General features: G+C 60.1%; 17 protein-coding genes. 11 read left to right on the forward strand and 6 right to left on the reverse strand.

Features of this window, described 5'->3' with window-relative positions:
• Nucleotides 1-213: 213 nt before the first annotated feature.
• Entirely contained in the window at nucleotides 214-2,136 is a 1,923-nt protein-coding gene (locus KKQ10_RS23675; RefSeq protein WP_127650231.1) for an ATP-binding cassette domain-containing protein, read from the forward strand.
• Nucleotides 2,137-2,236: 100 nt separating this feature from the next.
• Here the strand turns inward: KKQ10_RS23675 and KKQ10_RS23680 are convergent, their stop codons facing one another.
• Nucleotides 2,237-2,674 carry a universal stress protein gene (locus KKQ10_RS23680; RefSeq protein ID WP_215502423.1) on the reverse strand — a complete coding sequence of 146 codons (438 nt, stop codon included), beginning with the start codon at nucleotides 2,672-2,674 and terminating at the stop codon, nucleotides 2,237-2,239.
• Between the two features lie 103 nt (nucleotides 2,675-2,777).
• Between KKQ10_RS23680 and KKQ10_RS23685 the strand changes: the two genes are divergently transcribed.
• The 7 genes from KKQ10_RS23685 to KKQ10_RS23715 all read left to right on the forward strand — a co-directional run bounded on the left by KKQ10_RS23685 (nucleotide 2,778) and on the right by KKQ10_RS23715 (nucleotide 11,183).
• Nucleotides 2,778-3,215, forward strand: coding sequence for a hypothetical protein (locus tag KKQ10_RS23685; RefSeq protein WP_215502424.1), 438 nt, complete (start codon nucleotides 2,778-2,780; stop codon nucleotides 3,213-3,215).
• 527 nt (nucleotides 3,216-3,742) lie between these two features.
• On the forward strand, nucleotides 3,743-5,890 hold the full coding sequence (gene fadB / locus KKQ10_RS23690) for a fatty acid oxidation complex subunit alpha FadB (protein ID WP_127650237.1): 2,148 nt from the start codon (nucleotides 3,743-3,745) through the stop codon (nucleotides 5,888-5,890).
• Between the two features lie 29 nt (nucleotides 5,891-5,919).
• Complete coding sequence (gene fadA, locus KKQ10_RS23695; RefSeq protein WP_025111054.1) at nucleotides 5,920-7,095, forward strand: acetyl-CoA C-acyltransferase FadA; 1,176 nt, start codon at nucleotides 5,920-5,922, stop codon at nucleotides 7,093-7,095.
• A gap of 98 nt (nucleotides 7,096-7,193) precedes the next feature.
• Nucleotides 7,194-7,430, forward strand: coding sequence for a DUF1653 domain-containing protein (locus tag KKQ10_RS23700; RefSeq protein ID WP_007961814.1), 237 nt, complete (start codon nucleotides 7,194-7,196; stop codon nucleotides 7,428-7,430).
• Nucleotides 7,431-7,544: 114 nt separating this feature from the next.
• Nucleotides 7,545-10,175: a type I DNA topoisomerase gene (gene topA / locus KKQ10_RS23705; protein ID WP_215502425.1), complete on the forward strand. Its 2,631-nt coding sequence runs from the start codon at nucleotides 7,545-7,547 to the stop codon at nucleotides 10,173-10,175.
• Nucleotides 10,176-10,318: 143 nt separating this feature from the next.
• Complete coding sequence (locus KKQ10_RS23710; protein WP_127650241.1) at nucleotides 10,319-10,843, forward strand: DUF6586 family protein; 525 nt, start codon at nucleotides 10,319-10,321, stop codon at nucleotides 10,841-10,843.
• Between the two features lie 106 nt (nucleotides 10,844-10,949).
• A complete protein-coding gene (locus KKQ10_RS23715) occupies nucleotides 10,950-11,183 on the forward strand; it encodes a hypothetical protein (RefSeq protein WP_003226592.1) in 234 nt (77 codons plus the stop codon).
• 97 nt (nucleotides 11,184-11,280) lie between these two features.
• On the opposite strand, the gene sulA is transcribed toward KKQ10_RS23715, so the two are convergent.
• Both sulA and lexA read right to left on the reverse strand, forming a co-directional pair.
• The gene (sulA, locus tag KKQ10_RS23720) at nucleotides 11,281-11,754 is read right to left on the reverse strand and encodes an SOS-induced cell division inhibitor SulA (RefSeq protein ID WP_215502426.1); all 474 of its coding nucleotides are present in this window, start codon (nucleotides 11,752-11,754) and stop codon (nucleotides 11,281-11,283) included.
• 10 nt (nucleotides 11,755-11,764) lie between these two features.
• Nucleotides 11,765-12,373 carry a transcriptional repressor LexA gene (lexA, locus tag KKQ10_RS23725; RefSeq protein ID WP_003226590.1) on the reverse strand — a complete coding sequence of 203 codons (609 nt, stop codon included), beginning with the start codon at nucleotides 12,371-12,373 and terminating at the stop codon, nucleotides 11,765-11,767.
• Nucleotides 12,374-12,602: 229 nt separating this feature from the next.
• Here lexA and KKQ10_RS23730 point away from each other — a divergent pair, with 229 nt between their 5' ends.
• The 3 genes from KKQ10_RS23730 (at nucleotide 12,603) to KKQ10_RS23740 (ending at nucleotide 15,230) form a co-directional block, all read left to right on the forward strand.
• Nucleotides 12,603-13,310, forward strand: coding sequence for a TetR/AcrR family transcriptional regulator (locus KKQ10_RS23730; protein WP_127650245.1), 708 nt, complete (start codon nucleotides 12,603-12,605; stop codon nucleotides 13,308-13,310).
• A 170-nt stretch (nucleotides 13,311-13,480) separates the two neighbouring features.
• On the forward strand, nucleotides 13,481-14,479 hold the full coding sequence (nagZ, locus tag KKQ10_RS23735; RefSeq protein WP_215502555.1) for a beta-N-acetylhexosaminidase: 999 nt from the start codon (nucleotides 13,481-13,483) through the stop codon (nucleotides 14,477-14,479).
• Between the two features lie 13 nt (nucleotides 14,480-14,492).
• On the forward strand, nucleotides 14,493-15,230 hold the full coding sequence (locus tag KKQ10_RS23740) for an S-methyl-5'-thioinosine phosphorylase (protein WP_127650250.1): 738 nt from the start codon (nucleotides 14,493-14,495) through the stop codon (nucleotides 15,228-15,230).
• A 126-nt stretch (nucleotides 15,231-15,356) separates the two neighbouring features.
• Here the strand turns inward: KKQ10_RS23740 and KKQ10_RS23745 are convergent, their stop codons facing one another.
• Genes KKQ10_RS23745 through mfd form a run of 3 tightly spaced genes read right to left on the reverse strand, consistent with a single transcriptional unit; the run spans nucleotide 15,357 to nucleotide 22,085 of the window.
• Nucleotides 15,357-18,047: a DEAD/DEAH box helicase gene (locus KKQ10_RS23745; RefSeq protein ID WP_215502427.1), complete on the reverse strand. Its 2,691-nt coding sequence runs from the start codon at nucleotides 18,045-18,047 to the stop codon at nucleotides 15,357-15,359.
• An 11-nt stretch (nucleotides 18,048-18,058) separates the two neighbouring features.
• Nucleotides 18,059-18,625 (reverse strand): CsiV family protein, encoded by a 567-nt coding sequence (locus KKQ10_RS23750; protein ID WP_127650254.1) that lies wholly within the window; start codon nucleotides 18,623-18,625, stop codon nucleotides 18,059-18,061.
• 10 nt (nucleotides 18,626-18,635) lie between these two features.
• The gene (gene mfd / locus KKQ10_RS23755; RefSeq protein WP_127650256.1) at nucleotides 18,636-22,085 is read right to left on the reverse strand and encodes a transcription-repair coupling factor; all 3,450 of its coding nucleotides are present in this window, start codon (nucleotides 22,083-22,085) and stop codon (nucleotides 18,636-18,638) included.
• Nucleotides 22,086-22,398 lie beyond the last annotated feature (313 nt).

The following is a 22,398-nucleotide window of genomic DNA, read 5'->3' on the forward strand; positions in this document are numbered from 1 at the left end:
AGACATCCGGGCAGAGAAATCATGACAAGCACCGGCCGCGGCCAGCACTGAATTGTCTGTAGCTTAGCCTTTTGCCAGCAACGGGCGAAAGCTTTGCCGGTCTCGCAGCACAAGTTCGCAACAAATGTTGTGCAGAGTGCTTCAGCGGACAAATTGCCGGCCTGTTGAGGGCCTAACTCAGGTAGAATGCGCGCCCGGTTTTTGGAGAAGCTCATGACCCTGCTCAAATTCAGCGATGTGTCCCTTGCATTCGGCGCGATGCCGTTGTTGGACAAGGTGTCCTGGCAGATCGCCCGTGGTGAGCGGGTGTGCATCATCGGCCGCAACGGCACTGGCAAATCCAGCATGATGAAGCTGGTCAAGGGCGACCAGAAGCCCGATGACGGCTCGGTGTGGCGTGCCCCCGGTCTGAAAATCGGCGAATTGCCGCAGGAATTGCCAGTGGCCGACGGGCGGACCGTGTTCGACGTGGTTGCCGAGGGCCTGGACGGCGTTGGCGCCTTGCTCGCCGAATACCATCACCTGAGCCAGAACATCGTCACCGATGCCGATCTGGACAAGCTGATGCACGTCCAGCACGACCTCGAAGCCCGTGATGGCTGGCGCTTGCAGACCCTGGTCGACAGCACCTTGAGCCGCCTGCAACTGCCGGCCGACAAGACCCTCGCCGAGTTGTCCGGCGGCTGGCGTCGTCGCGTGCTGCTGGCGCAGGCGCTGGTGTCCGAACCGGATCTGCTGCTGCTCGACGAACCGACCAACCACCTGGACATCGGTGCGATTGCCTGGCTCGAAGAAGCCCTGAAGGATTTCCAGGGCGCCGTGCTGTTCATCACGCACGACCGTTCTTTCCTGCAAAACCTCGCCACGCGCATCCTCGAACTCGATCGCGGCGGCCTGATCGACTGGAACGGCGATTACGCCAGCTTCCTGGTGCACAAAGAAGCCGCGCTGGCTGCTGAAGAAACCGCCAACGCGCTGTTCGACAAGCGTCTGGCTCAGGAAGAAGTGTGGATCCGTCAGGGCATCAAGGCCCGTCGGACCCGTAACGAAGGCCGTGTTCGCGCCCTGAAAGCCCTGCGCGTTGAGCGCAGCGAGCGTCGCGAGCGCACCGGCAAGGCCAACATCCAGCTGGAAACCGCCGACAAGTCCGGCAAGCAAGTGATGGTGCTGGAAAATGTCAGCTTCCATCACCCGGACGGTCCGTACCTGATCAAGGACTTCTCGATGGTCCTGCAGCGCGGCGACCGTATCGGCCTGCTCGGCGCCAACGGTACCGGCAAGACCACCTTGCTCAAGCTGATGCTCAACGGTCTGCAACCGACCAGCGGCACAGTGGAAGAGGGCACCCGGATCGACGTGGCCTACTTCGACCAGCTGCGTCATCAGCTGGATCTGGAAAAGACCGTGATCGACAACGTCGCCGAAGGTCGCGACTTCATCGACATCGACGGCCAGAGCCGCCACGTGCTGAGCTATCTCGGTGACTTCCTGTTCAGCCCGCAGCGTGCCCGCACGCCGGTCAAGGCGCTGTCCGGTGGTGAGCGTGCGCGCTTGCTGTTGGCGAAACTGTTCAGCAAGCCGGCGAACCTGCTGGTACTCGACGAACCGACCAACGACCTCGACGTGGAAACCCTCGAACTGCTCGAAGAAGTGCTACTGACCTTCAACGGCACCGTGCTGATGGTCAGCCACGACCGGGCATTCCTCGACAACGTGGTGACCAGCACCCTGGTCTTCGAAGGTGAAGGCAAGGTACGTGAATACGTCGGTGGTTATCAGGACTGGATCCGTCAGGGCGGCTCACCGCGTCTGCTGGGCGTGACCGAGAGCAAGTCGGGCAAGGCTGACCTGAATTCGGCGGTGGTCACCGCTGAGCCAGCGCCAGTGGCTGCGCCTGCTGCTGCCGCGCCGGCGGCCAAGAAGAAACTGAGCTACAAGCTGCAGCGTGAGCTGGAAGCGTTGCCGGGCGACATCGATGCCAAGGAACAGCAGATCGCGGCCGTCGAGGCTGAAATGGCCGAAGCCGGTTTCTATCAGCGGCCGCCGGCCGAGACGGCCAAGGTGATTGCTTCGCTGGAGCAGTTGCAGGCTGAGCTGGATGCACTGGTGGAACGTTGGGCCGAGCTGGATGCCTGATTGATTCAGTCATGAAAAAGCCCGGCGTTCAGTGATGAACGCCGGGCTTTTCATATGTAATGCGATCTGCAGGCTGATGCAGATCAAATGTGGCAGCGTTTCAGTGTTTGACCAGATGTACCGCCAGTACATCGCAAGGTGCACCGTGCAGCACATCATTGGCGGTCGACCCGAGCAACAGCGCCAAACCATGGCGGCCATGGCTGCCGACCACGATCAGGTCGCAGTGGTTTTCCTTGGCGAAATGATGGATTTCCTGGCGTGGCTGGCCATAGGTCAGGTGGCAGTTGGCACTTTCAAGCTCCGCGTATTTGGCTTTCAGGCGCTCCATGCGCTCCTTGGCCTGATCGAACTGTTGTTGTTGCAGTTGTGACAGATCCATCGGCACGTCGCCACCGAACGCCATCGCCATCGGTTCGACGATATGCACCAGCGACAGCTTGGCGCCATTGCTCACCGACAGCTCTCGGGCGCGGTGGATCACAGGGTCGCACTCTTCGGTCAGATCTACGGCGACCAGGATATGGGAGTAGGGCATGAGGTGCTCCTCGTGACGGTTCAATATTGTTAAGTATGGCTGGTTTCAAGCGCATTGGTTCCAAAGTGACACAATGCGCTCACCTTAAGTCGGGAGTAGAGATATGACGGTCTGGTTAGTGGTGTCAATCCTGCTGGTGGTCCTGAGTCCATTGGCATGGTTGCGTCCATCGCGCGTGCAGAGTGGCCGCATGGCCCTGCGCATGGAAGCGCGGCGTATCGGGCTGGCCATGCAACTGGCGCCTCAGGAGTGGCCGCACTGGCTGTCTCAGGAGCCTCCCAGCCCGTGTGCGCAATACCATCGACCGCGCCGTGGCAGTCAGCCAGCGTGCTGGACCTACTGGCAGAAGTCGCCGGGGGTGTGGGTCAATCAATGGCAGGAAGTCTGCGAAGACCGGGCGCTGCTCAATCATTTCGAAAAGTTGCCAGGCAATGTGTTCAAGGTCGAGGCCGACAAGCAGATGATCGCCTTGTACTGGGGCGAGAAGGGCGAAGCCGCGGTTTTGCAGGATATTGATGCGACTCTGAAAGCGCTGGCATGACTCGCGGACTTTTCCCACTGCAAGGGTGGTGAGGGTCCGGCAGACGAGCAATAAAAAGCCCGACATGATTCATCGGGCGGGGTGGCCAGGCAGGCCGGTAACTGTTTTTATCGCTGACTCGACGTTACGGGGTCAGCGAATCTCCCTGTAGTCCAGCCAGCGTAGCCTGTTAAACAAGGCCCGCTGTGAATTAGGGCGACTTTTCTAACTATTGATTCTATGAATGGCTTTGCATGCAGCGCCGTGTTGCAGGTCTGCGTGCGACGGAAGTGACCGCAAAGTCGCATTTCAACCCGTATTTTGGGCGATTGACAATTGTCGGAAATTCCGTGAAGGTGACGTACCCAAATCAAACGGGCGTATGAATTGAGCGTTTGTCTTACAGACTGCTCCTACAGAATCCCGACTATCGCGTTGGCGGGTGTGCCGGGTGGATTGGCGTCAGCATCGACGAAAAAGCGTCCTGCCGAGCCATTTACCTGCGTCCGACGTGTACTGTTCAGCTTCCATATCGTGGAGATCAGTTGATGATTTACGAAGGTAAAGCCATCACGGTTAAAGCTCTTGAAAGTGGCATCGTCGAATTGAAATTCGACCTCAAGGGTGAGTCCGTCAACAAGTTCAACCGTCTTACCCTGAACGAACTGCGTCAGGCCGTGGACACCATCAAGGCAGATGCTTCGATCAAGGGCGTGATCGTCAGCAGTGGCAAGGACGTGTTCATCGTCGGCGCCGACATCACCGAATTTGTCGAGAACTTCAAGCTGCCGGATGCCGAGCTGGTTGCTGGCAATCTCGAAGCCAACAAGATCTTCAGCGATTTCGAAGACCTCAACGTTCCGACCGTGGCCGCAATCAACGGCATTGCCCTCGGTGGCGGTCTGGAAATGTGCCTGGCAGCGGACTACCGCGTCATGTCGACCAAGGCCAAGATCGGCCTGCCGGAAGTCAAACTGGGCATCTACCCAGGCTTCGGCGGTACCGTGCGTCTGCCGCGCCTGATCGGCGTCGATAACGCCATCGAGTGGATTGCCGCCGGCAAGGAAAACCGCCCTGAAGACGCGCTGAAAGTCAGCGCCGTCGACGCCGTGGTTGCTCCCGAGAAGCTGCAGGAAGCTGCCCTTGAACTGATCAAGCGCGCTATCTCCGGCGAGTTCGATTACAAGGCCAAGCGTCAGCCGAAACTTGAAAAACTCAAGTTGAACGCCATTGAACAAATGATGGCCTTCGAAACCGCCAAAGGTTTCGTGGCCGGTCAGGCTGGCCCGAATTATCCGGCGCCGGTTGAAGCGATCAAGACCATCCAGAAAGCCGCGAACTTCGGTCGTGACAAGGCGCTGGAAGTCGAAGCTGCCGGTTTCGTCAAACTGGCCAAGACTTCTGCCGCGCAGAGCTTGATCGGTCTGTTCCTGAACGATCAGGAACTGAAGAAAAAGGCCAAGGCCTACGACGAAATTGCCAAGGACGTGAAGCAGGCTGCCGTACTGGGCGCCGGCATCATGGGTGGCGGTATCGCGTATCAGTCGGCCTCCAAAGGTACGCCGATCCTGATGAAGGACATCAACGAGCACGGTATCGAGCAGGGCCTGGCTGAAGCCGCCAAGCTGCTGGTTGGCCGCGTTGACAAAGGTCGCATGACCGCCGCGAAAATGGCTGAAGTGCTCAACGGCATTCGTCCGACCCTGTCCTACGGCGACTTCGGTCACGTCGACCTGGTTGTAGAAGCCGTGGTCGAGAACCCGAAGGTCAAGCAAGCCGTGCTGGCTGAAGTCGAAGACAAGGTCAAAGAGGACACCATCCTCGCGTCCAACACCTCGACCATTTCCATCAGCCTGCTGGCCAAGGCCCTCAAGCGTCCGGAAAACTTCGTCGGCATGCACTTCTTCAATCCGGTGCACATGATGCCGCTGGTGGAAGTGATCCGTGGCGAGAAGTCCAGCGAGCTGGCGATTGCCACCACCGTTGCCTACGCCAAGAAAATGGGCAAGAACCCGATCGTCGTCAACGACTGCCCGGGCTTCCTGGTCAACCGCGTTCTGTTCCCGTACTTCGGCGGTTTCGCCAAGCTGGTCAGCGCCGGTGTGGACTTCGTCCGTATCGACAAGGTCATGGAAAAGTTCGGCTGGCCGATGGGCCCGGCGTACCTGATGGACGTAGTCGGTATCGACACCGGTCACCACGGTCGTGACGTCATGGCTGAAGGCTTCCCGGATCGCATGAAGGATGACCGTCGCTCGGCCATCGACGTGCTTTACGAAGCCAAGCGTCTGGGCCAGAAGAACGGCAAGGGCTTCTATGCCTACGAAGCCGACAAGAAAGGCAAGCAGAAGAAAGTCGCCGATCCGTCGGTGCTGGAAGTGCTCAAGCCGATCGTTTACGAGCAGCGCGAAGTCACTGACGAAGACATCATCAACTGGATGATGATCCCGCTGTGCCTGGAAACCGTGCGTTGCCTGGAAGACGGCATCGTTGAAACCGCCGCCGAAGCCGACATGGGTCTGGTCTACGGTATCGGTTTCCCTCCATTCCGTGGCGGTGCGCTGCGCTACATCGATTCGATCGGTGTTGCCGAGTTCGTTGCCCTGGCTGACCAGTACGCTGATTTGGGCGCGCTGTACCACCCGACCGCGAAGCTGCGCGAAATGGCCAAGAACGGCCAAAGCTTCTTCGGTTAAGCGCCCCCAACTAGAGTGAGAGTGAACTTATGAGCTTGAATCCTAGAGACGTCGTGATTGTCGACTTCGGTCGTACTCCGATGGGCCGCTCCAAGGGCGGCATGCACCGCAACACCCGCGCCGAAGACATGTCGGCGCACCTGATCAGCAAATTGCTGGAACGCAACACCAAGGTCGATCCTGCTGAAGTCGAGGACGTGATCTGGGGCTGCGTCAACCAGACTCTGGAGCAGGGCTGGAACATCGCGCGCATGGCGTCGCTGATGACCCAGATCCCGCACACCTCGGCCGGCCAGACCGTGAGCCGTCTGTGTGGCTCGTCGATGAGTGCTTTGCACACTGCTGCGCAAGCGATCATGACCGGTAACGGTGACGTGTTCGTGGTTGGCGGCGTCGAGCATATGGGCCACGTGAGCATGATGCACGGTGTCGATCCGAACCCGCACATGTCGCTGTACGCGGCGAAAGCCTCGGGCATGATGGGTCTGACCGCGGAAATGCTTGGCAAGATGCACGGCATCACCCGTGAGCAGCAGGACGCCTTTGGCGTGCGCTCCCACCAGCTCGCCCATAAAGCGACGGTGGAAGGCAAGTTCAAAGACGAAATCATCCCGATGCAGGGCTACGACGAAAACGGCTTCCTGAAGCTGTTCGACTACGACGAAACCATTCGTCCGGAAACCACCCTGGAAAGTCTGGCGGCCCTCAAGCCTGCCTTCAATCCAAAGGGCGGCACCGTGACGGCCGGCACTTCGTCGCAGATCACCGATGGTGCTTCGTGCATGATCGTGATGTCGGCGCAGCGTGCGCAGGACCTGGGGATCCAGCCGATGGCCGTGATCCGTTCGATGGCAGTGGCGGGTGTGGATCCGGCGATCATGGGCTATGGTCCAGTGCCGGCTACACAAAAAGCCCTGAAACGTGCGGGCCTTGGCATCAACGATATCGACTTCTTCGAGCTCAACGAAGCTTTCGCTGCACAGGCCCTGCCAGTGCTGAAAGATCTGAAAGTACTCGACAAGATGAACGAGAAGGTTAACCTGCACGGCGGCGCGATCGCCCTGGGTCACCCGTTCGGTTGCTCCGGTGCCCGTATCTCCGGCACCTTGCTGAACGTGATGAAGCAGAATAGCGGCACCTTCGGGGTGGCCACTATGTGCATTGGTCTCGGCCAAGGCATCTCCACCGTCTTCGAACGCGTTTAAGCGTCTCGTCGATGGAAGCCGGGGCCAAGTGCCCCGGTTTTTGTTTTTGGGATTTATTTTTGTATTTATTTTGAAAAAATTTGAGTGAGGGCCGAAGCATGCCGATACAACCTGGGCTCTACCAACATTACAAAGGTCCGCAGTACCGCGTATTCAGTGTTGCGCGGCATTCCGAGACCGAAGAGGAAGTGGTCTTTTACCAAGCCCTGTATGGCGATTACGGCTTCTGGGTACGCCCTTTGAGCATGTTCGTCGAGTCGGTCGAGGTTGACGGCGAGCAGGTGCCACGCTTTGCTTTGGTGCAAGCCGAACCGAGCCTTTTTTCCAAGGCATAAGGCGAGTGCGCACAGAACCCTGTGCTTGACCTCACCTTGTAGCCACTATATATAGCGGTGCCGCGTCAGGCGCCAACCGCCTTTCACTTCTAGAATTCAGGAATTTTCTGATCCATGGGCAAATCGCTGGTCATTGTGGAATCCCCGGCTAAGGCCAAGACCATCAACAAGTATCTGGGCAACCAATACGTGGTGAAGTCGAGTATCGGCCATATCCGAGACCTGCCCACCAGCGGTTCGGCTAGCGCCAGCAAAGAGCCGGCCGCCAAGCGCGGCAAGGCTGCCGCGGGCGAAGGGCCGGTGCTCACGCCGAAAGAGAAGGCGCGCAAGCAACTGGTCTCGCGCATGGGTGTCGATCCCGATCATGGCTGGAAAGCCAAGTACGAGATCCTCCCGGGCAAAGAGAAGGTCATCGAAGAGCTGCGCCGGCTCGCCAAGGATGCTGACACCATCTATCTCGCAACCGACTTGGATCGCGAGGGGGAAGCCATTGCCTGGCACCTGCGCGAAGCCATCGGTGGTGACGACAGCCGCTACAAGCGCGTGGTGTTCAACGAAATCACCAAGAAGGCGATTCAGGAAGCCTTCTCCGAGCCGGGCGAGCTGGACATCGATCGTGTGAATGCTCAGCAGGCGCGTCGTTTCCTCGACCGCGTCGTGGGCTACATGGTCTCGCCGCTGCTGTGGGCCAAGATTGCCCGTGGCCTGTCGGCCGGTCGTGTGCAATCGGTTGCCGTGAAGCTGGTGGTCGAGCGTGAGCGCGAGATCCGTGCGTTCAACCCGGAAGAGTACTGGGAAGTGCACGCCGACCTTGGCACCGCTAAGGGCTCGACCGTGCGTTTCGAAGTGGCGCGTGAGAAGGGCGAAGCCTTCAAGCCGCTGAACGAAGCCCAGGCCACGGCCGCGCTGGAGAAGCTCAAGTCTTCCAGCTACAGCATCGTCAAGCGCGAAGACAAGCCGACCAGCAGCAAGCCGTCGGCACCGTTCATCACGTCCACCCTGCAGCAGGCCGCGAGTAACCGCCTGGGTTTCGGCGTGAAGAAAACCATGATGATGGCCCAGCGTTTGTACGAAGCCGGCTACATCACTTATATGCGTACCGACTCGACCAACCTCTCGGCTGACGCCGTGGCGATGGCGCGTACCTACATCGAAGACGAGTTCGGCAAGAAGTACCTGCCGGAAACGCCAAACGTTTACAGCAGCAAAGAAGGCGCGCAAGAGGCTCACGAAGCGATTCGTCCTTCCGACGCCAACACCACGCCGAGCAAGCTGGCGGGCATGGAGCGTGATGCTGAGCGCCTCTACGAGCTGATCTGGCGCCAGTTCCTCGCTTGCCAGATGCTGCCGGCGCAATACCTGTCGACCACCGTCAGCGTGGCCGCTGGCGACTTCGAGCTGCGTGCCAAGGGCCGTATCCTCAAGTTCGACGGTTACACCCGCGTTCTGCCGCAGATCGCCAAGCCTGGCGATGACGACGTTCTGCCGGACATGGCACAGGGCGACGTGATGAAGCTGATCAAGCTTGATCCGTCCCAGCACTTCACCAAACCGCCGGCGCGTTACTCCGAAGCCAGCCTGGTCAAGGAAATGGAAAAGCGCGGCATCGGTCGTCCTTCGACCTATGCAGCGATCATTTCGACCATTCAGGATCGCGGCTATGTGACCCTGCACAACCGTCGTTTCTACTCGGAAAAGATGGGTGATATCGTCACCGAGCGTCTGTCGGAGAGCTTCTCGAACCTCATGGACTACGGCTTCACCGCCGGCATGGAAGAGAACCTCGATGACGTGGCTCAGGGTGAGCGCGACTGGAAGAACGTGCTGGACGAGTTCTACGGCGACTTCAAGAAGAAGCTTGAAGTGGCGGAGAATCCGGACAACGGCATGCGTGCCAATCAGCCGGTCATGACTGACATTCCGTGCACCACATGCGGCCGTCCGATGCAGATCCGTACCGCATCGACCGGTGTATTCCTCGGTTGCTCGGGTTACAGTCTGCCGCCGAAAGAGCGCTGCAAGGCCACCGTCAATCTGGTGCCAGGCGACGAGATTGCGGCGGACGACGAGGGCGAGTCCGAATCGCTGGTACTGCGCGGCAAGCATCGCTGCCCGATCTGCAGCACGGCGATGGACGCCTACCTGCTCGACGAGAAGCGCAAGCTGCACATCTGCGGTAACAACCCGGATTGCGCTGGCTACGAAATCGAAGAGGGCAACTACCGCATCAAGGGCTATGAAGGCCCGAGCCTGGAATGCGACAAGTGTGGCAGCGAGATGCAGCTCAAGACCGGCCGTTTCGGCAAGTTCTTTGGTTGCACCAACCCGACCTGCAAGAACACCCGCAAACTGCTGAAGAGCGGTGATGCGGCACCGCCGAAGATGGATCCGGTGAAGATGCCTGAGCTCAAATGCGAGAAGGTCAACGACACCTACATCCTGCGCGACGGTGCTTCCGGTCTGTTCCTGGCGGCCAGTCAGTTCCCGAAAAACCGCGAGACCCGTGCTCCGCTGGTGATCGAGATTCTGCCGCACAAGGACGAGATCGATCCGAAGTATCACTTCCTGTGCGATGCGCCGCAGAAGGATCCTGATGGTCTGCCAGCGGTCATCCGCTACAGCCGCAAGACCAAAGAGCAATACGTGCAGACCGAGGTCGACGGCAAGCCTACCGGCTGGAAAGCGTTCTACGACGGTGGCAAGTGGACCGTTGAAGACAAACGCACGAAAGCCAAGGCTGACTAAGCGCTAGTCAGATACACAAAGGCCGCATGATGACCCTCGGGTTTTCATGCGGCCTTTTTGTTTTGTGCTTGCGGTAGGATCGGCTGATCCATGACACTGTCCGGCCTGTGTGACGCAATTATTTCGCTGTGGAGACTGCCGGCATGGCGCACGAACTCTATACCCGCACCAATCAGAAGATCTATTTCGCCGGCCTGTCGCTGGAAGCTCTGGCCCGCGCCGAAGAAGGCCGGGCGATGAACGCGTTGGCGTTGATTCAGGCAGGGCGTGAATCGGCGTTGTTTCACCTCTACGGCGCGCTCCTGGGGTTGTGCCATGAGATTGCCGGTTTCTACCGACTGCCTCAGGCCAATGCGCCACGGGCAGAGACGCTACTGACTCGCGAAGTTCTGGAATCGATTGCGATCCCTGAGTTGGCCGAGATGGTGGAGCTGGCCGGCAATCCTGAAACCTGGCTGGCAAAACTGCTGGCGGCGCATTCGGCGTTGTTCCAGCCGCCACGGGTTCCACACAAGCCAAAAGGCGATGTGACACAGCCATTGATTCAGGCGGTTAATCTGGACGAAGAAGAGGCGCCGCAGGAGTTGAGTCGCGAAGAGCTGGAGAGCTGGCGGCAGAATCTCAAAGGTCTGGCGATCCGTTTTCGCGAAGGCTTGAACGAATGCTGAGGGCAATTGACACGGTGGCAATCTGAAACATGCTGCTGGTCAAGATCCCGAGCGAAGCCTGAATGATGTCTATATAATCCCTGCCTTTCGTGGAGAACAGACCTATATGCCAACGTCCTTTCTAGAAATTGTCGAGTTACCAGACGGCCGAATCGAACTGCGCAGGGCTGAGGACGAGGGTTCTCTGGTGACGCTGGATTTCTCCGAGGATGCCAAGGCGTTCCTGCAAGGCCAGCACGTGGAAATCGCCAAAGCGATGTTGAGCGTCGGCGTGCAGATGGCCGGTCGCATGGTTGAAGGCGAATTTGATAAGGAAGAGGGGCCGCGGGTTCTTCACTGATCCCCGCTGCTTTTCGGCGTTTGCCGATACCGCATCAAGTCGGCTTCTCTGTCCCTGGAGAAGCCATGCGCTTCACACAGCGCGCGTTACAAGTGAATCAACCCAATCGAATGTTCAAGCTCTGAGCGTCGCCCGTGCGTGCAGCGCTGATCAGCTGTTGCCGCGAGCCGGTGTTCAGCGGGTTGAGCCAGGTCACCACCGTATGGCTACGACCCAGGCGCAGTGCTTCGCAGGCCAGTTGCTGAGCGCTTTGCGTGCCCCGCGGCTGCAGCAGCAGGATGCGTTCGCGGTTCAGGCCGGCCTCGCGCAGCCAGGTCTGGGTCAGGCTGGCGGGAGGGGCGATCAGCGTCAGCCAGCGCGCGTCCTGATCCTCGCTCAATTCGCGAAGGATCGGGGCGAGCAGGTTCAGGCAGTTCCCCGCCGCACCGCGCAGTGACAGCTCACTGAATACTTCCGGTTCGGCATTCCAGGGGCGCTCGACCACGTCTTTCAGGGTCGGCGCCATCGGTTGTGCCAGAAACGCTTCGAATAAAGGCAGTTGTGTTTGCTGAGGTGTGTGTGGGAACTGCATAAAGCCTCCTTTAGCGGCGGATTACGCCGACACTCAAGCCTTCGATCACCAGTTCCTGATCTTTCAGGTCGACTTCGATAGGGGCGAACTCAGGGTTTTCGGCAATCAGCCAGACCTTGCTGCCTTCGCGCTTGAAGCGCTTGACGGTCACTTCATCGCCGATGCGTGCCACGACGACCTGACCATTGCGTGCTTCGCGGGTGGTATGCACCGCCAGCAGGTCACCGTCGAAAATGCCGATGTCCTTCATGCTCATGCCGTGTACGCGCAGCAGGTAATCGGCGCGGGGATGGAAGAAGGCCGGGTTGATGTTGCAGGATTCTTCGATGTGCTGCTGGGCGAGGATCGGAGCACCGGCAGCGACCCGGCCAATGATCGGCAGGGTGGAGTCGTCGGCCTTGGCTTCGAAGCCCGGGATTCGAATGCCACGAGAGGCGCCGGGGGTCATCTCGATGGCGCCTTTGCGGGCGAGAGCCTTGAGGTGCTCCTCTGCCGCGTTGGGCGACTTGAAGCCCAGCTCCTGAGCGATTTCCGCGCGGGTTGGCGGGTAGCCGTTGTCTTCGAGGCAGCGTTTGATAAAGGCCAGAATCTCGGCTTGGCGTGGCGTCAGCTTTAGCATATTGATCGCTCTGTCTTTTTATACAGTGACTGGGATTATATACAGTGAAGCGGTCTTGGCAATGCCCGTTTTTTTGCAGGCCGCCGGACGGTCGGCTGCCGTGCTTATTAATGCGTCGGGCGAGTGTGGTTAAATAGCTGACCGACCATTCCCAAAACGAACTGGCAGGCTTGACAAGGCACAGGCTGAAACGTATGTTTCAAACAAGTGTTTGTCAGGCGGAGTAGCCATGGCCCAGTCGGAAACCGTTGAACGCATTCTTGATGCTGCCGAGCAGTTGTTCGCGGAGAAAGGTTTCGCCGAAACCTCATTGCGTTTGATCACCAGCAAGGCCGGCGTCAACCTGGCGGCGGTGAACTATCATTTCGGCTCCAAAAAGGCGCTGATCCAGGCGGTTTTCTCGCGCTTCCTCGGGCCGTTCTGCCTCAGTCTCGACAAAGAGCTGGAGCGGCGTCAGGCCAAGCCTGAAAACAAGCCGACGCTTGAAGAGCTGCTGGAAATCCTCGTTGAGCAGGCGCTGGTTGTTCAGCCGCGCAGCGGTAACGACCTGTCGATCTTCATGCGCTTGCTTGGCTTGGCGTTCAGCCAGAGTCAGGGTCACCTGCGTCGTTACCTGGAAGACATGTACGGCAAGGTATTCCGTCGCTACATGCTGTTGGTCAACGAAGCAGCGCCGCGCATTCCACCTATCGAGCTGTTCTGGCGCGTGCACTTCATGCTCGGTGCTGCGGCGTTCAGCATGTCGGGGATAAAGGCCTTGCGTGCGATTGCCGAGACTGACTTCGGCGTCAACACCTCAATCGAACAGGTGATGCGCCTGATGGTGCCGTTCCTCGCAGCCGGCATGCGTGCCGAAAGCGGTGTCACCGACCCGGCCATGGCAACCGCGCAACTGCGTCCTCGCAGCAAATCGACCCCGGTGGCCGCCAAGGTTTAACCGCACACGGGTGGGCGCGGCAGTTTACATCCGCTAAGCTAGCCGCCCATGCCGACTCTCGTTTTGAACCCGTTTCCCATGACCATCGCCAACCTGCCGGGCATTGCCCTCGGTGGCGATGTCGTGCGGGACGGGTTTTTCGTTTTCAAGGAATCTCTATGACTGCTGGCCTGCAAGGCTCGTTGATGGTGGACGTCGCCGGTACCTGGCTGACGGCCGAGGATCGCCAATTGTTGCGTCAGCCCGAAGTGGGCGGCCTGATCATTTTTGCTCGCAACATCGAGCATCCGCGGCAGGTGCGGGAGCTGAGCGCCGCGATCCGCGCGATTCGCCCGGATCTGTTGCTGGCGGTGGATCAAGAGGGCGGTCGCGTGCAGCGCCTGCGTCAGGGCTTCGTGCGACTGCCGGCGATGCGCGCCATTGCCGACAATCCAAATGCCGAATACCTCGCCGAGCAGTGTGGCTGGATCATGGCCACCGAAGTGCTGGCGGTCGGCCTCGACCTGAGTTTCGCTCCGGTGCTGGATCTGGATTACCAGCGCAGCGCCGTGGTCGGCACCCGTTCGTTCGAGGGTGATCCCGAGCGCGCTGCTTTGCTCGCCGGAGCGTTTATTCGCGGCATGAACAGCGCCGGCATGGCCGCTACCGGCAAGCATTTCCCCGGTCACGGTTGGGCTGAAGCCGACTCCCATGTCGCGATCCCGAACGACGAGCGCAGCCTCGACGAGATCCGCGCCAAGGACCTCGTGCCATTTGCCCGACTCAGCAAGCAACTGGCGGCGGTCATGCCGGCGCACGTCATCTATCCGCAAGTCGATTCGCAACCGGCCGGGTTCTCCCGTCGCTGGTTGCAGGACATCCTGCGCGGCGAATTGCAGTTCGACGGTGTGATCTTCAGCGACGACCTGTCGATGGCCGGCGCACATGTGGTCGGCGATGCTGCCAGCCGTATCGAAGCCGCGCTCAGTGCAGGTTGCGACATGGGCCTGGTGTGCAACGATCGTGCGGCAGCCGAACTGGCCCTGAGCGCCGCGCAACGGATGAAGGTCAAGCCGTCCGCACGCATTGCGCGGATGCGCGGACAGGCGTTCGCCAGCACCGACTACCGTCAGGATCCGCGTTGGCTCACCGCCATCGGCGCGCTCAAAGACGCTCAATTGATCGATTAAGGACTCATTCGTTATGACGGTTTACGCAATCATCGGTGGCACTGGCCTGACCCAGCTCGAAGGCTTGAGCATTCGCCAGTCCCTGGCGGTGGATACGCCTTATGGTGCGCCGTCGGCTGACGTGCAGATCGGCGAGTACGCCGGCAAGGAAGTGCTGTTCCTCGCTCGTCACGGTCATCCGCACCGTTTCCCGCCGCACAAGGTCAACTACCGCGCCAACCTGTGGGCACTGAAGCAGGCCGGTGCCGAGGCGATCATCGCGGTCAACGCGGTGGGCGGGATTCACCCGGCCATGGGCACCGGGCATTTTTGCGTGCCGCATCAGATCGTCGATTACACCAGTGGGCGTGAACACACATTTTTCGCCGATGATCTGGAGCACGTTACCCACATCGACTTCAGCTTCCCTTATAGCGAGCCGCTGCGTCAGCAATTGATCGCCGCGCTGGCTGCCGAAGGCTGCGAATTCAGCGATCAAGGCGTGTACGCCTGCACTCAGGGCCCGCGTCTGGAAACCGTGGCGGAGATCGTGCGACTGGAGCGTGACGGCTGCGACATTGTTGGCATGACCGGTATGCCTGAGGCCGCACTGGCTCGCGAGCTGGACCTGGACTATGCCTGCCTCTCGCTGGTGGTGAACCCGGCAGCGGGCAAGACCACAGCGGTGATCACCATGGCCGAGATCGAGCAGGCGCTGCATGACGGAATAGGCAAGGTGAAGTCGACGTTGGCGCGAGTGCTCAAGGGCTGATCCAGGCTTTAGACCGAGTCGACTGCATCGCGAGCAGGCTCACTCCTACAGGAGATTTGTGACCACCACAGATCAATTGTAGGAGTGAGCCTGCTCGCGATTGCGATCTATCTGGCAAAGCAAGTCTCAGCGCTTGTCGAGCTTGTCCGGCAACGGCGCAAACAGCGCTTCGATATCATCGCTCTGCAGTTTCCAGTCCCCGGCCTTGCGCCCATCCAGGACGCCCGCTGCCAGGTCAGACTTTTCCTTCTGCAGGTGCTGAATCTTCTCTTCCACCGTGCCCCGGGCAATCATCTTGTAGACGAACACCGGTTTCTCCTGGCCGATCCGATAGGCGCGGTCGGTTGCCTGATTCTCGGTCGCCGGGTTCCACCACGGGTCGTAATGAATCACCGTGTCCGCTTCGGTCAGGTTCAAGCCGACGCCGCCGGCCTTCAGGCTGATCAGAAAAATCTGACGCTTGCCGCTCTGGAATTCTTTCACTGGCGTGCGTCGATCCCGGGTCTGGCCGGTCAGCAGGGAGTAGGCGACATTGCGCTTTTTCAGCTCGTCTTCGATCAGTGACAGCATCGAGGTGAACTGCGAGAACAACAGAATCCGTCGGCCTTCCTCGAACAGCTCCTCGAGCATCTCCATCAGGCTGTCGAGTTTGCCGGAGGTGCTGCCGCGAGCGGGCAGGGTGGCATCGTTGACCAGGCGCAGATCGCAGCAGACCTGACGCAGCTTGAGCAAGGCTTCGAGAATGATGATCTGGCTGCGCGCCACGCCCTTGCGGGTGATCTCGTCGCGGACTTTCTTGTCCATCGCCAGGCGCATGGTCTCGTACACGTCGCGCTGCGCTTCGTTGAGTTCGACCCAGTGGATGATCTCGGTCTTGGGCGGCAGCTCAGTGGCCACCTGCTCCTTGGTGCGGCGCAGCAGAAACGGTTTTATCCGACCATTGAGGTGCTGAAGTCTGACTTCGCTGGCGCGTTTTTCGATGGGCACGCGGTAGTCGGCATTGAAGCTTTTGACATCGCCGAGCCAGCCGGGCAGCAGAAAGTGGAACAGCGACCACAGCTCACCGAGGTGGTTTTCCAGCGGCGTACCGCTCAGGCACAGGCGCTGACGCGCGTTGAGTTCGCGGGCAGCCTGCGCTGCTTTGCTGTTGGGATTCTTGATGTACTGGGCTTCGTCCAGCACCAGTACGTGCAAAGGCTGTTGCGCCAGCCGTTCGACGTCCTTGGGCAGCAACGCGTAGGTGGTCAGGATCAGGTCGAACTCGGCCAGATGGTCGAAATGCTTTTTACGGCTGGCCCCGTACAGCGCGACCACTTTCAGTTGCGGCGTGAAGTGCGCGGCTTCGTCGAGCCAATTCGGAATCAGGCTGGTGGGCATGACCACCATGCACGGTCGGTCCAGGCGTCCGGCGTTTTTCTCGCTGAGAATATGCGCCAGAGTCTGTAGGGTTTTACCCAGCCCCATGTCGTCCGCGAGAATCCCGCCGACCTCAAGCTGACGCAAGGACTGCATCCAGCTCAACCCTTCGAGCTGATAAGGACGCAACGTCGCGTTCAAGCCCTTTGGTGCCTTGGCGGTGTAATCACGGATGTCGCGCAGGCGTTGGGCGAAGCTGCGGATCTGTTCGCCGCCCTCCCACAGCAGTGGAATGCCCTCTAGCGAATTGAGTCGTGTGGCGTCGGCCTTGCTCAGGCGCAGGGTGGTTTCACCCTGCTCCTGCAAGTAGAACTCACCCAGCGTTGCCAATACCGGTTTCAATCGGCCAAGGGGCAGGGCCACCTGCAGCGGCCCGTGTTCGCTGTTGCGCTGCGGAATGTTGACCAGAATCAGCTCGTCATCGCGCCGGCGCGCCAGGCGTTCAGGGTTGAGGATTTCTGTGTGCGAGCGCATCAGATTGAGCAGGATCGGCAGCAGGCTGAGGCGTTCGCCGTTGACGATGATCCCCAGTTCCAGATCGAACCAGTCGCGCTCCGGCGTCTGTTCGACGGTGGCGTACCAGTCGTCGACGGCGGTCAGATCGAAACCGAATTCCTCGTCGATCTGCAATTCCCAACCTTGGGTGCGCAGCTTTGGCAGTTCGTTGAGGGTGAACGTCAGCCAGGCGCTGTCGTTGACCATCTCGTACAGCTCGCCGGCGCTTTCCGGCAGGGCTTTGCTCTGGCGGGTGGCGATGCGGAAGCCGAGGATGCGTAACTGTTCGCGGTAGGATTGTTCCACTTCGGGGTGGCGTTTTATCCGCAGGGTCTGCGTTTCCTGGCGGATCAGGATGTCGCTGTTTTTCTGCCCGCTGACGTATTCATCCAGATAGCTGAACGACAGCGCCGCCCGATGCTGGATGTAACGCTGCATCTTGCCGTTGCGCGGTTCGAACGCACTGAACTCGACGCTCGCCAGCCACAGGCGTGGCACCGGTTGCACGTTGTCTACCAGCACTTGCGGCGGTGCCTTGGGGTTGCGGTTTTCCAGAACGGCCTGGAGCTTTTCCAGCAGTTCAGCGTCTTTTGCGGCGGCAGGGTATTCGAGGGTTTCCTGCACTTGCAGCAGTACCGCTGCGCAGTGTTTGCAGTTGTTGCGCACCGGGCACGTGCAAGCAGCGTCAACCAGCAGCAGGGTGCCTTTGGCTGACTCGCGCAGGTGAATGGTCTGACGGTAGACGTTACCGCCAGAGCCTTCGCAACTGGCGGTGATGGTGGCGTCGCCGACCTGGGCGATGCGGACTCGATTCTCCAGGGCGTAACGGCGGCCACGCTCCAGGCTCTGTTCCTTGAATCGGCTGACCCAGGAGGGCGCCAACGGTTTACTCAGGGGCGGGGACATAAGGACTTCGATCAGTCCGGAATCGCTTCAGGGGCTTGCCGTGGGGCGGGCGCCGTCAGGGAGGTAATCTTGATCAGCAGGGCCAGGTGGCCGTTGTCGAGATAGTTGAGCTGGCCGTTTTTGGTGTGGCTGTCCTGCTTCAGGTGTTCGCTGGCGGTGACCATGCCGTTGGCGTCGATCTGGTTGACCCAGAAGTCGGCGTTCACATCGGTGAAGCGTCCGAGTTTCATTTCCAGAGTGCCCTCGATCGGGAACTGACCGAACTGTTCCTTGCCGTCGCTGACGGCGACCTTGGTCGGTGCCTCGCCGAGCGTCTGCTGCCAGGCTTTGTGCAGCAGCACACTGTAATCGCCGCTGGCGCTGAGTCTGCTGGCAATCTCACCCAGAGCGGGCGTGCGCTGGCTGGCAGCGTCCAGGCGTTGGGCGCCGGCGGCCCAGTCTTCCGGTGCAGCGCGGCTGATGATGGCCGGCACGGCGTTCTGCCGCACCAGAATCATTTCGACCTGATACAGGTCATCGGCAAACGCCATCGGTGCTACGAAGGTCAGTAGCAAAGTCAGTGAGCGAAACAGGCGCATGCGGCGTCCTTCAAACAGTTTTCGGGAGGAGGCGCTCGAACAGCGCCTCTACAGTATTAAAGCGCTCTTCCGGGCGCTCCATCGGCACCTGGAACTTGAACATCGTGGCGCCTTCGAATTTGTAGCGTTTTGGCTGAGTCTGGATCAGTTTGATCAAGGTCATCGGGTCGACCGGCGTCTGCGCGGCGAACTCGATGCGCCCACCTTGCGGGCCGCCATCGACCTTCTTGATGCCCAACTGCTCGGCCTGCAACTTCAGCGCGGTAATGCGCACCAGATTCTTGGTTGGCTCCGGCAGCAGGCCGAAACGGTCGATCATCTCGACTTGCAGGTCCTTCAGGCCCTCCTCGTCGGTGGCCGAAGCGATGCGCTTGTAGAGAATCAGGCGTGCATGAACATCCGGCAGATAGTCTTCCGGAATCAGCGCCGGCACGCGCAGGTTGACTTCCGGGCCACCGCCAAGCGGTTGATCGAGGTTCGGCTGCTCGCCCTTGCGGATCGACTTCACCGCGCGCTCGAGCATTTCCATATACAGCGTGAAGCCCACGGCCTGGATCTGACCGCTCTGACCATCGCCGAGCAGTTCGCCAGCGCCACGGATTTCCAGGTCGTTGGTCGCCAGCACGAAGCCGGCACCGAGGTCCTGAGTGTTGGCGATCGCTTCCAGACGCTTTTCCGCATCCGAGGTAATTTGCTGGCGCGGCGGGGTCAGCAGGTAAGCGTAAGCCTGGTGGTGGCTACGGCCGACGCGGCCACGCAACTGGTGCAACTGCGCCAGGCCGAACTTGTCGGCGCGCTCGATGATGATGGTGTTGGCGCTCGGCACGTCGATGCCGGTCTCGATGATGGTCGAGGCGATCAGCACGTTGAAGCGCTTGTGATAGAAGTCGCTCATCACCTGTTCGAGTTCGCGTTCACGCATCTGCCCATGGCCGATGCCGATCCGTGCTTCCGGCACCAGTTCGGCAAGATCCGCCGCGCACTTCTCGATGGTCTTCACGTCGTTATGCAGATAGTAAACCTGACCGCCGCGCAGCAGTTCACGCAACAGGGCCTCTTTGACCGTGCTCTTGTTCTGCTCCATGACGAAGGTGCGCACCGACAGGCGTCGCGCCGGTGGCGTGGCAATGATCGACAGGTCGCGCATGCCTGACACCGCCATGTTCAGCGTGCGCGGAATCGGCGTGGCGGTCAGCGTCAGAATGTCGACTTCGCTGCGCAGGGCCTTGAGCTGTTCTTTCTGACGGACACCGAAGCGGTGTTCTTCGTCGATGATCACCAGGCCGAGGTTTTTGATCTTCACATCGTCGGACAGCAACTTGTGCGTGCCGATGACGATGTCGATCTTGCCTTCCGCCAAGTCGGCGATTGCGGCGTTGACTTCCTTGGCCGACTTGAAGCGGCTCATCACTTCCACGGTCACCGGCCAGTCGGCGAAACGGTCGCGGAAGCTGTTGTAGTGTTGCTGGGCGAGCAGGGTGGTCGGCACCAGAATCGCCACCTGACGGCCGCCGTGCACGGCGATGAACGCCGCGCGCATCGCGACTTCGGTCTTGCCGAAACCCACGTCGCCGCAGACCAGGCGGTCCATCGGTTTTGGTGCGAGCATGTCTTCGCGCACCGCTTCGATAGTCGCTTGCTGGTCCGGGGTTTCTTCGAACGGGAAACCGGCGCTGAACGTGGCGTAATCGGCTTTCGGGTCGGCAAACGCGTAGCCTTCGCGAGCAGCGCGGCGGGCGTAGATGTCGAGCAGTTCGGCGGCAACGTCGCGCACCTGTTCGGCAGCTTTGCGCTTGGCTTTCTGCCATGTTTCGGAGCCGAGGCGGTGCAGTGGCGCCAGTGCGTCATCGCTACCGGTGTAGCGCGCGATCAGGTGCAGGTTGGCCACCGGCACGTAGAGCTTGGCGTTCTCGGCGTACTCCAGGGTGAGGAACTCGGCGGCCTGATTGTCGATTTCCAGAATCGTCAGGCCCAGATAGCGCCCGACACCGTGATCGATGTGCACCACCGGCGCGCCTTCGCGCAGTTCGGTGAGGTTCTTGATCACCGCATCGTTGTTGGCATCGGCGCGTTTCTCCCGACGGCGACGCTGCATGACCCGTTGACCGAACAGCGGGCTCTCGGCCACCAGCGCCAGCGCCGGGTCGTCGAGCATCAGGCCTTCGTCGAGCGGGGCAATGGTGATCGCCAGGCGATCCTTGCTGCTGACGAAGTCCGGCCAGCTGTCGACGGTTTTCGGGCGCAGCTTCAGGCGTTCCAACAGCTCCAGCAGGACTTCGCGACGGCCCGCCGATTCGGCGGTGAACAGCACGCGTCCGGGGAATTCGTCGAGGAATGCTGAAAGCGCCGCCAGCGGTTGCGTGGCCTTGGCTTCGATCGCCAGATTCGGCAGCGCCTGGGCCGGGAAGCGTTCACGGCCAGCGCCGGTTTCCACGTCCTGTTGGCTGGCGACCACGCGCGGCCAGTTCTTGAGCCGGGCAAAGCAGTCTTCCACCGGCAGGAACAATTCGGCGGGCGGCAATAAAGGACGCGAAGGATCGACGCGACGCTCTTCGTAGCGATTGCGCACGTCGTTCCAGAAGTTTTCCGCCGCTTGCTCGATGCCTGGCAGCGAGAACACTTGGGTGTCCTGCGGCAGGTAATCGAACAGGGTCGAGGTTTCGTCGAAGAACAGCGGCAGGTAGTACTCGATACCGGCCGGGGTAATCCCGCTGCTCAGGTCCTGGAAGATTGGGCAGCGCCGGAAGTCGACGTCGAAACGTTCGCGGAAACGCGCCTTGAAGCGGGTGACCGCATCTTTCTGCAGCGGGAATTCCCGAGCCGGCAGCAGCTTGACCGAATCGACCTTGTCGATAGAGCGCTGGTTTTCCGGATCGAAGGTACGCAGGGTTTCGATTTCGTCGTCGAACAGGTCGATCCGGTACGGCAGCTTGCTGCCCATCGGGAACAGGTCGATCAGTGCACCGCGAACGGTGAATTCGCCGTGCTCGTAGACCGTGTCAACGTAGCGATAGCCGCTGGCTTCAAGCCGTGAGCGCATCTGTTCGACGTCGAGCTTCTGTCCGACATCCAGCACCAGGCTGCTGCCGAGCAGGAATTTGGTCGGCGCCAGGCGGTGCAGGGCGGTGGTGATTGGCACCACCAGCACGCCGTGCGCCAGTTCCGGCAGCCTGTATAAGCTGGCGATGCGCTGGGAAATGATGTCCTGGTGCGGCGAGAACAGATCGTAGGGCAGGGTTTCCCAGTCGGGAAAATGCAAAACGGGCAAATCCGGGGCGAAGAAACTCAGCTCCTGTTCCAGCCGTTCGGCACTCTGGCTGTCGGCGGTCAGTAGCAGGGTGAAGCGCTTGGCAGCGCTGGCAGCCTCGGCAATCGCGAGGCTCAGGGCAGCACCGGGAAGGTTGCCCCAATGCTGTTTACCTGCCGCAGCAGGGAGAAGCGGTAGACGCAGAACGGGCACGGAAGGTTGAGCTCCAGGCTTTGCGACAAAGTCGGTAATTGTAGCGGCGTCCGGTGCCGCCTGTCAGTTGCAGACTGCGTCTATCTTCGCTGTTTGCGCGAAATGTAGTGGTAACCATAAAAACGAGCACTTTTTTCAGGGTTATGTAGTGCCGAAATCGCTTGGTGTTACGGAGGGTTACAGACATCGTCTAACAGTCGTCGAAAAATTGACTGCGCTGGAAGCCCCGGTTTTACTGGGCTGGCGAGGTGCGTAATTTTTTTGAACGGAATTTTGTTGCCGATTGTGCGACAAGTGCGCATTGCTACAAGAG

Source organism: Pseudomonas sp. MG-9, from assembly GCF_018729515.1.
GTDB classification, from domain to species: Bacteria; Pseudomonadota; Gammaproteobacteria; order Pseudomonadales; family Pseudomonadaceae; genus Aquipseudomonas; species Aquipseudomonas serboccidentalis.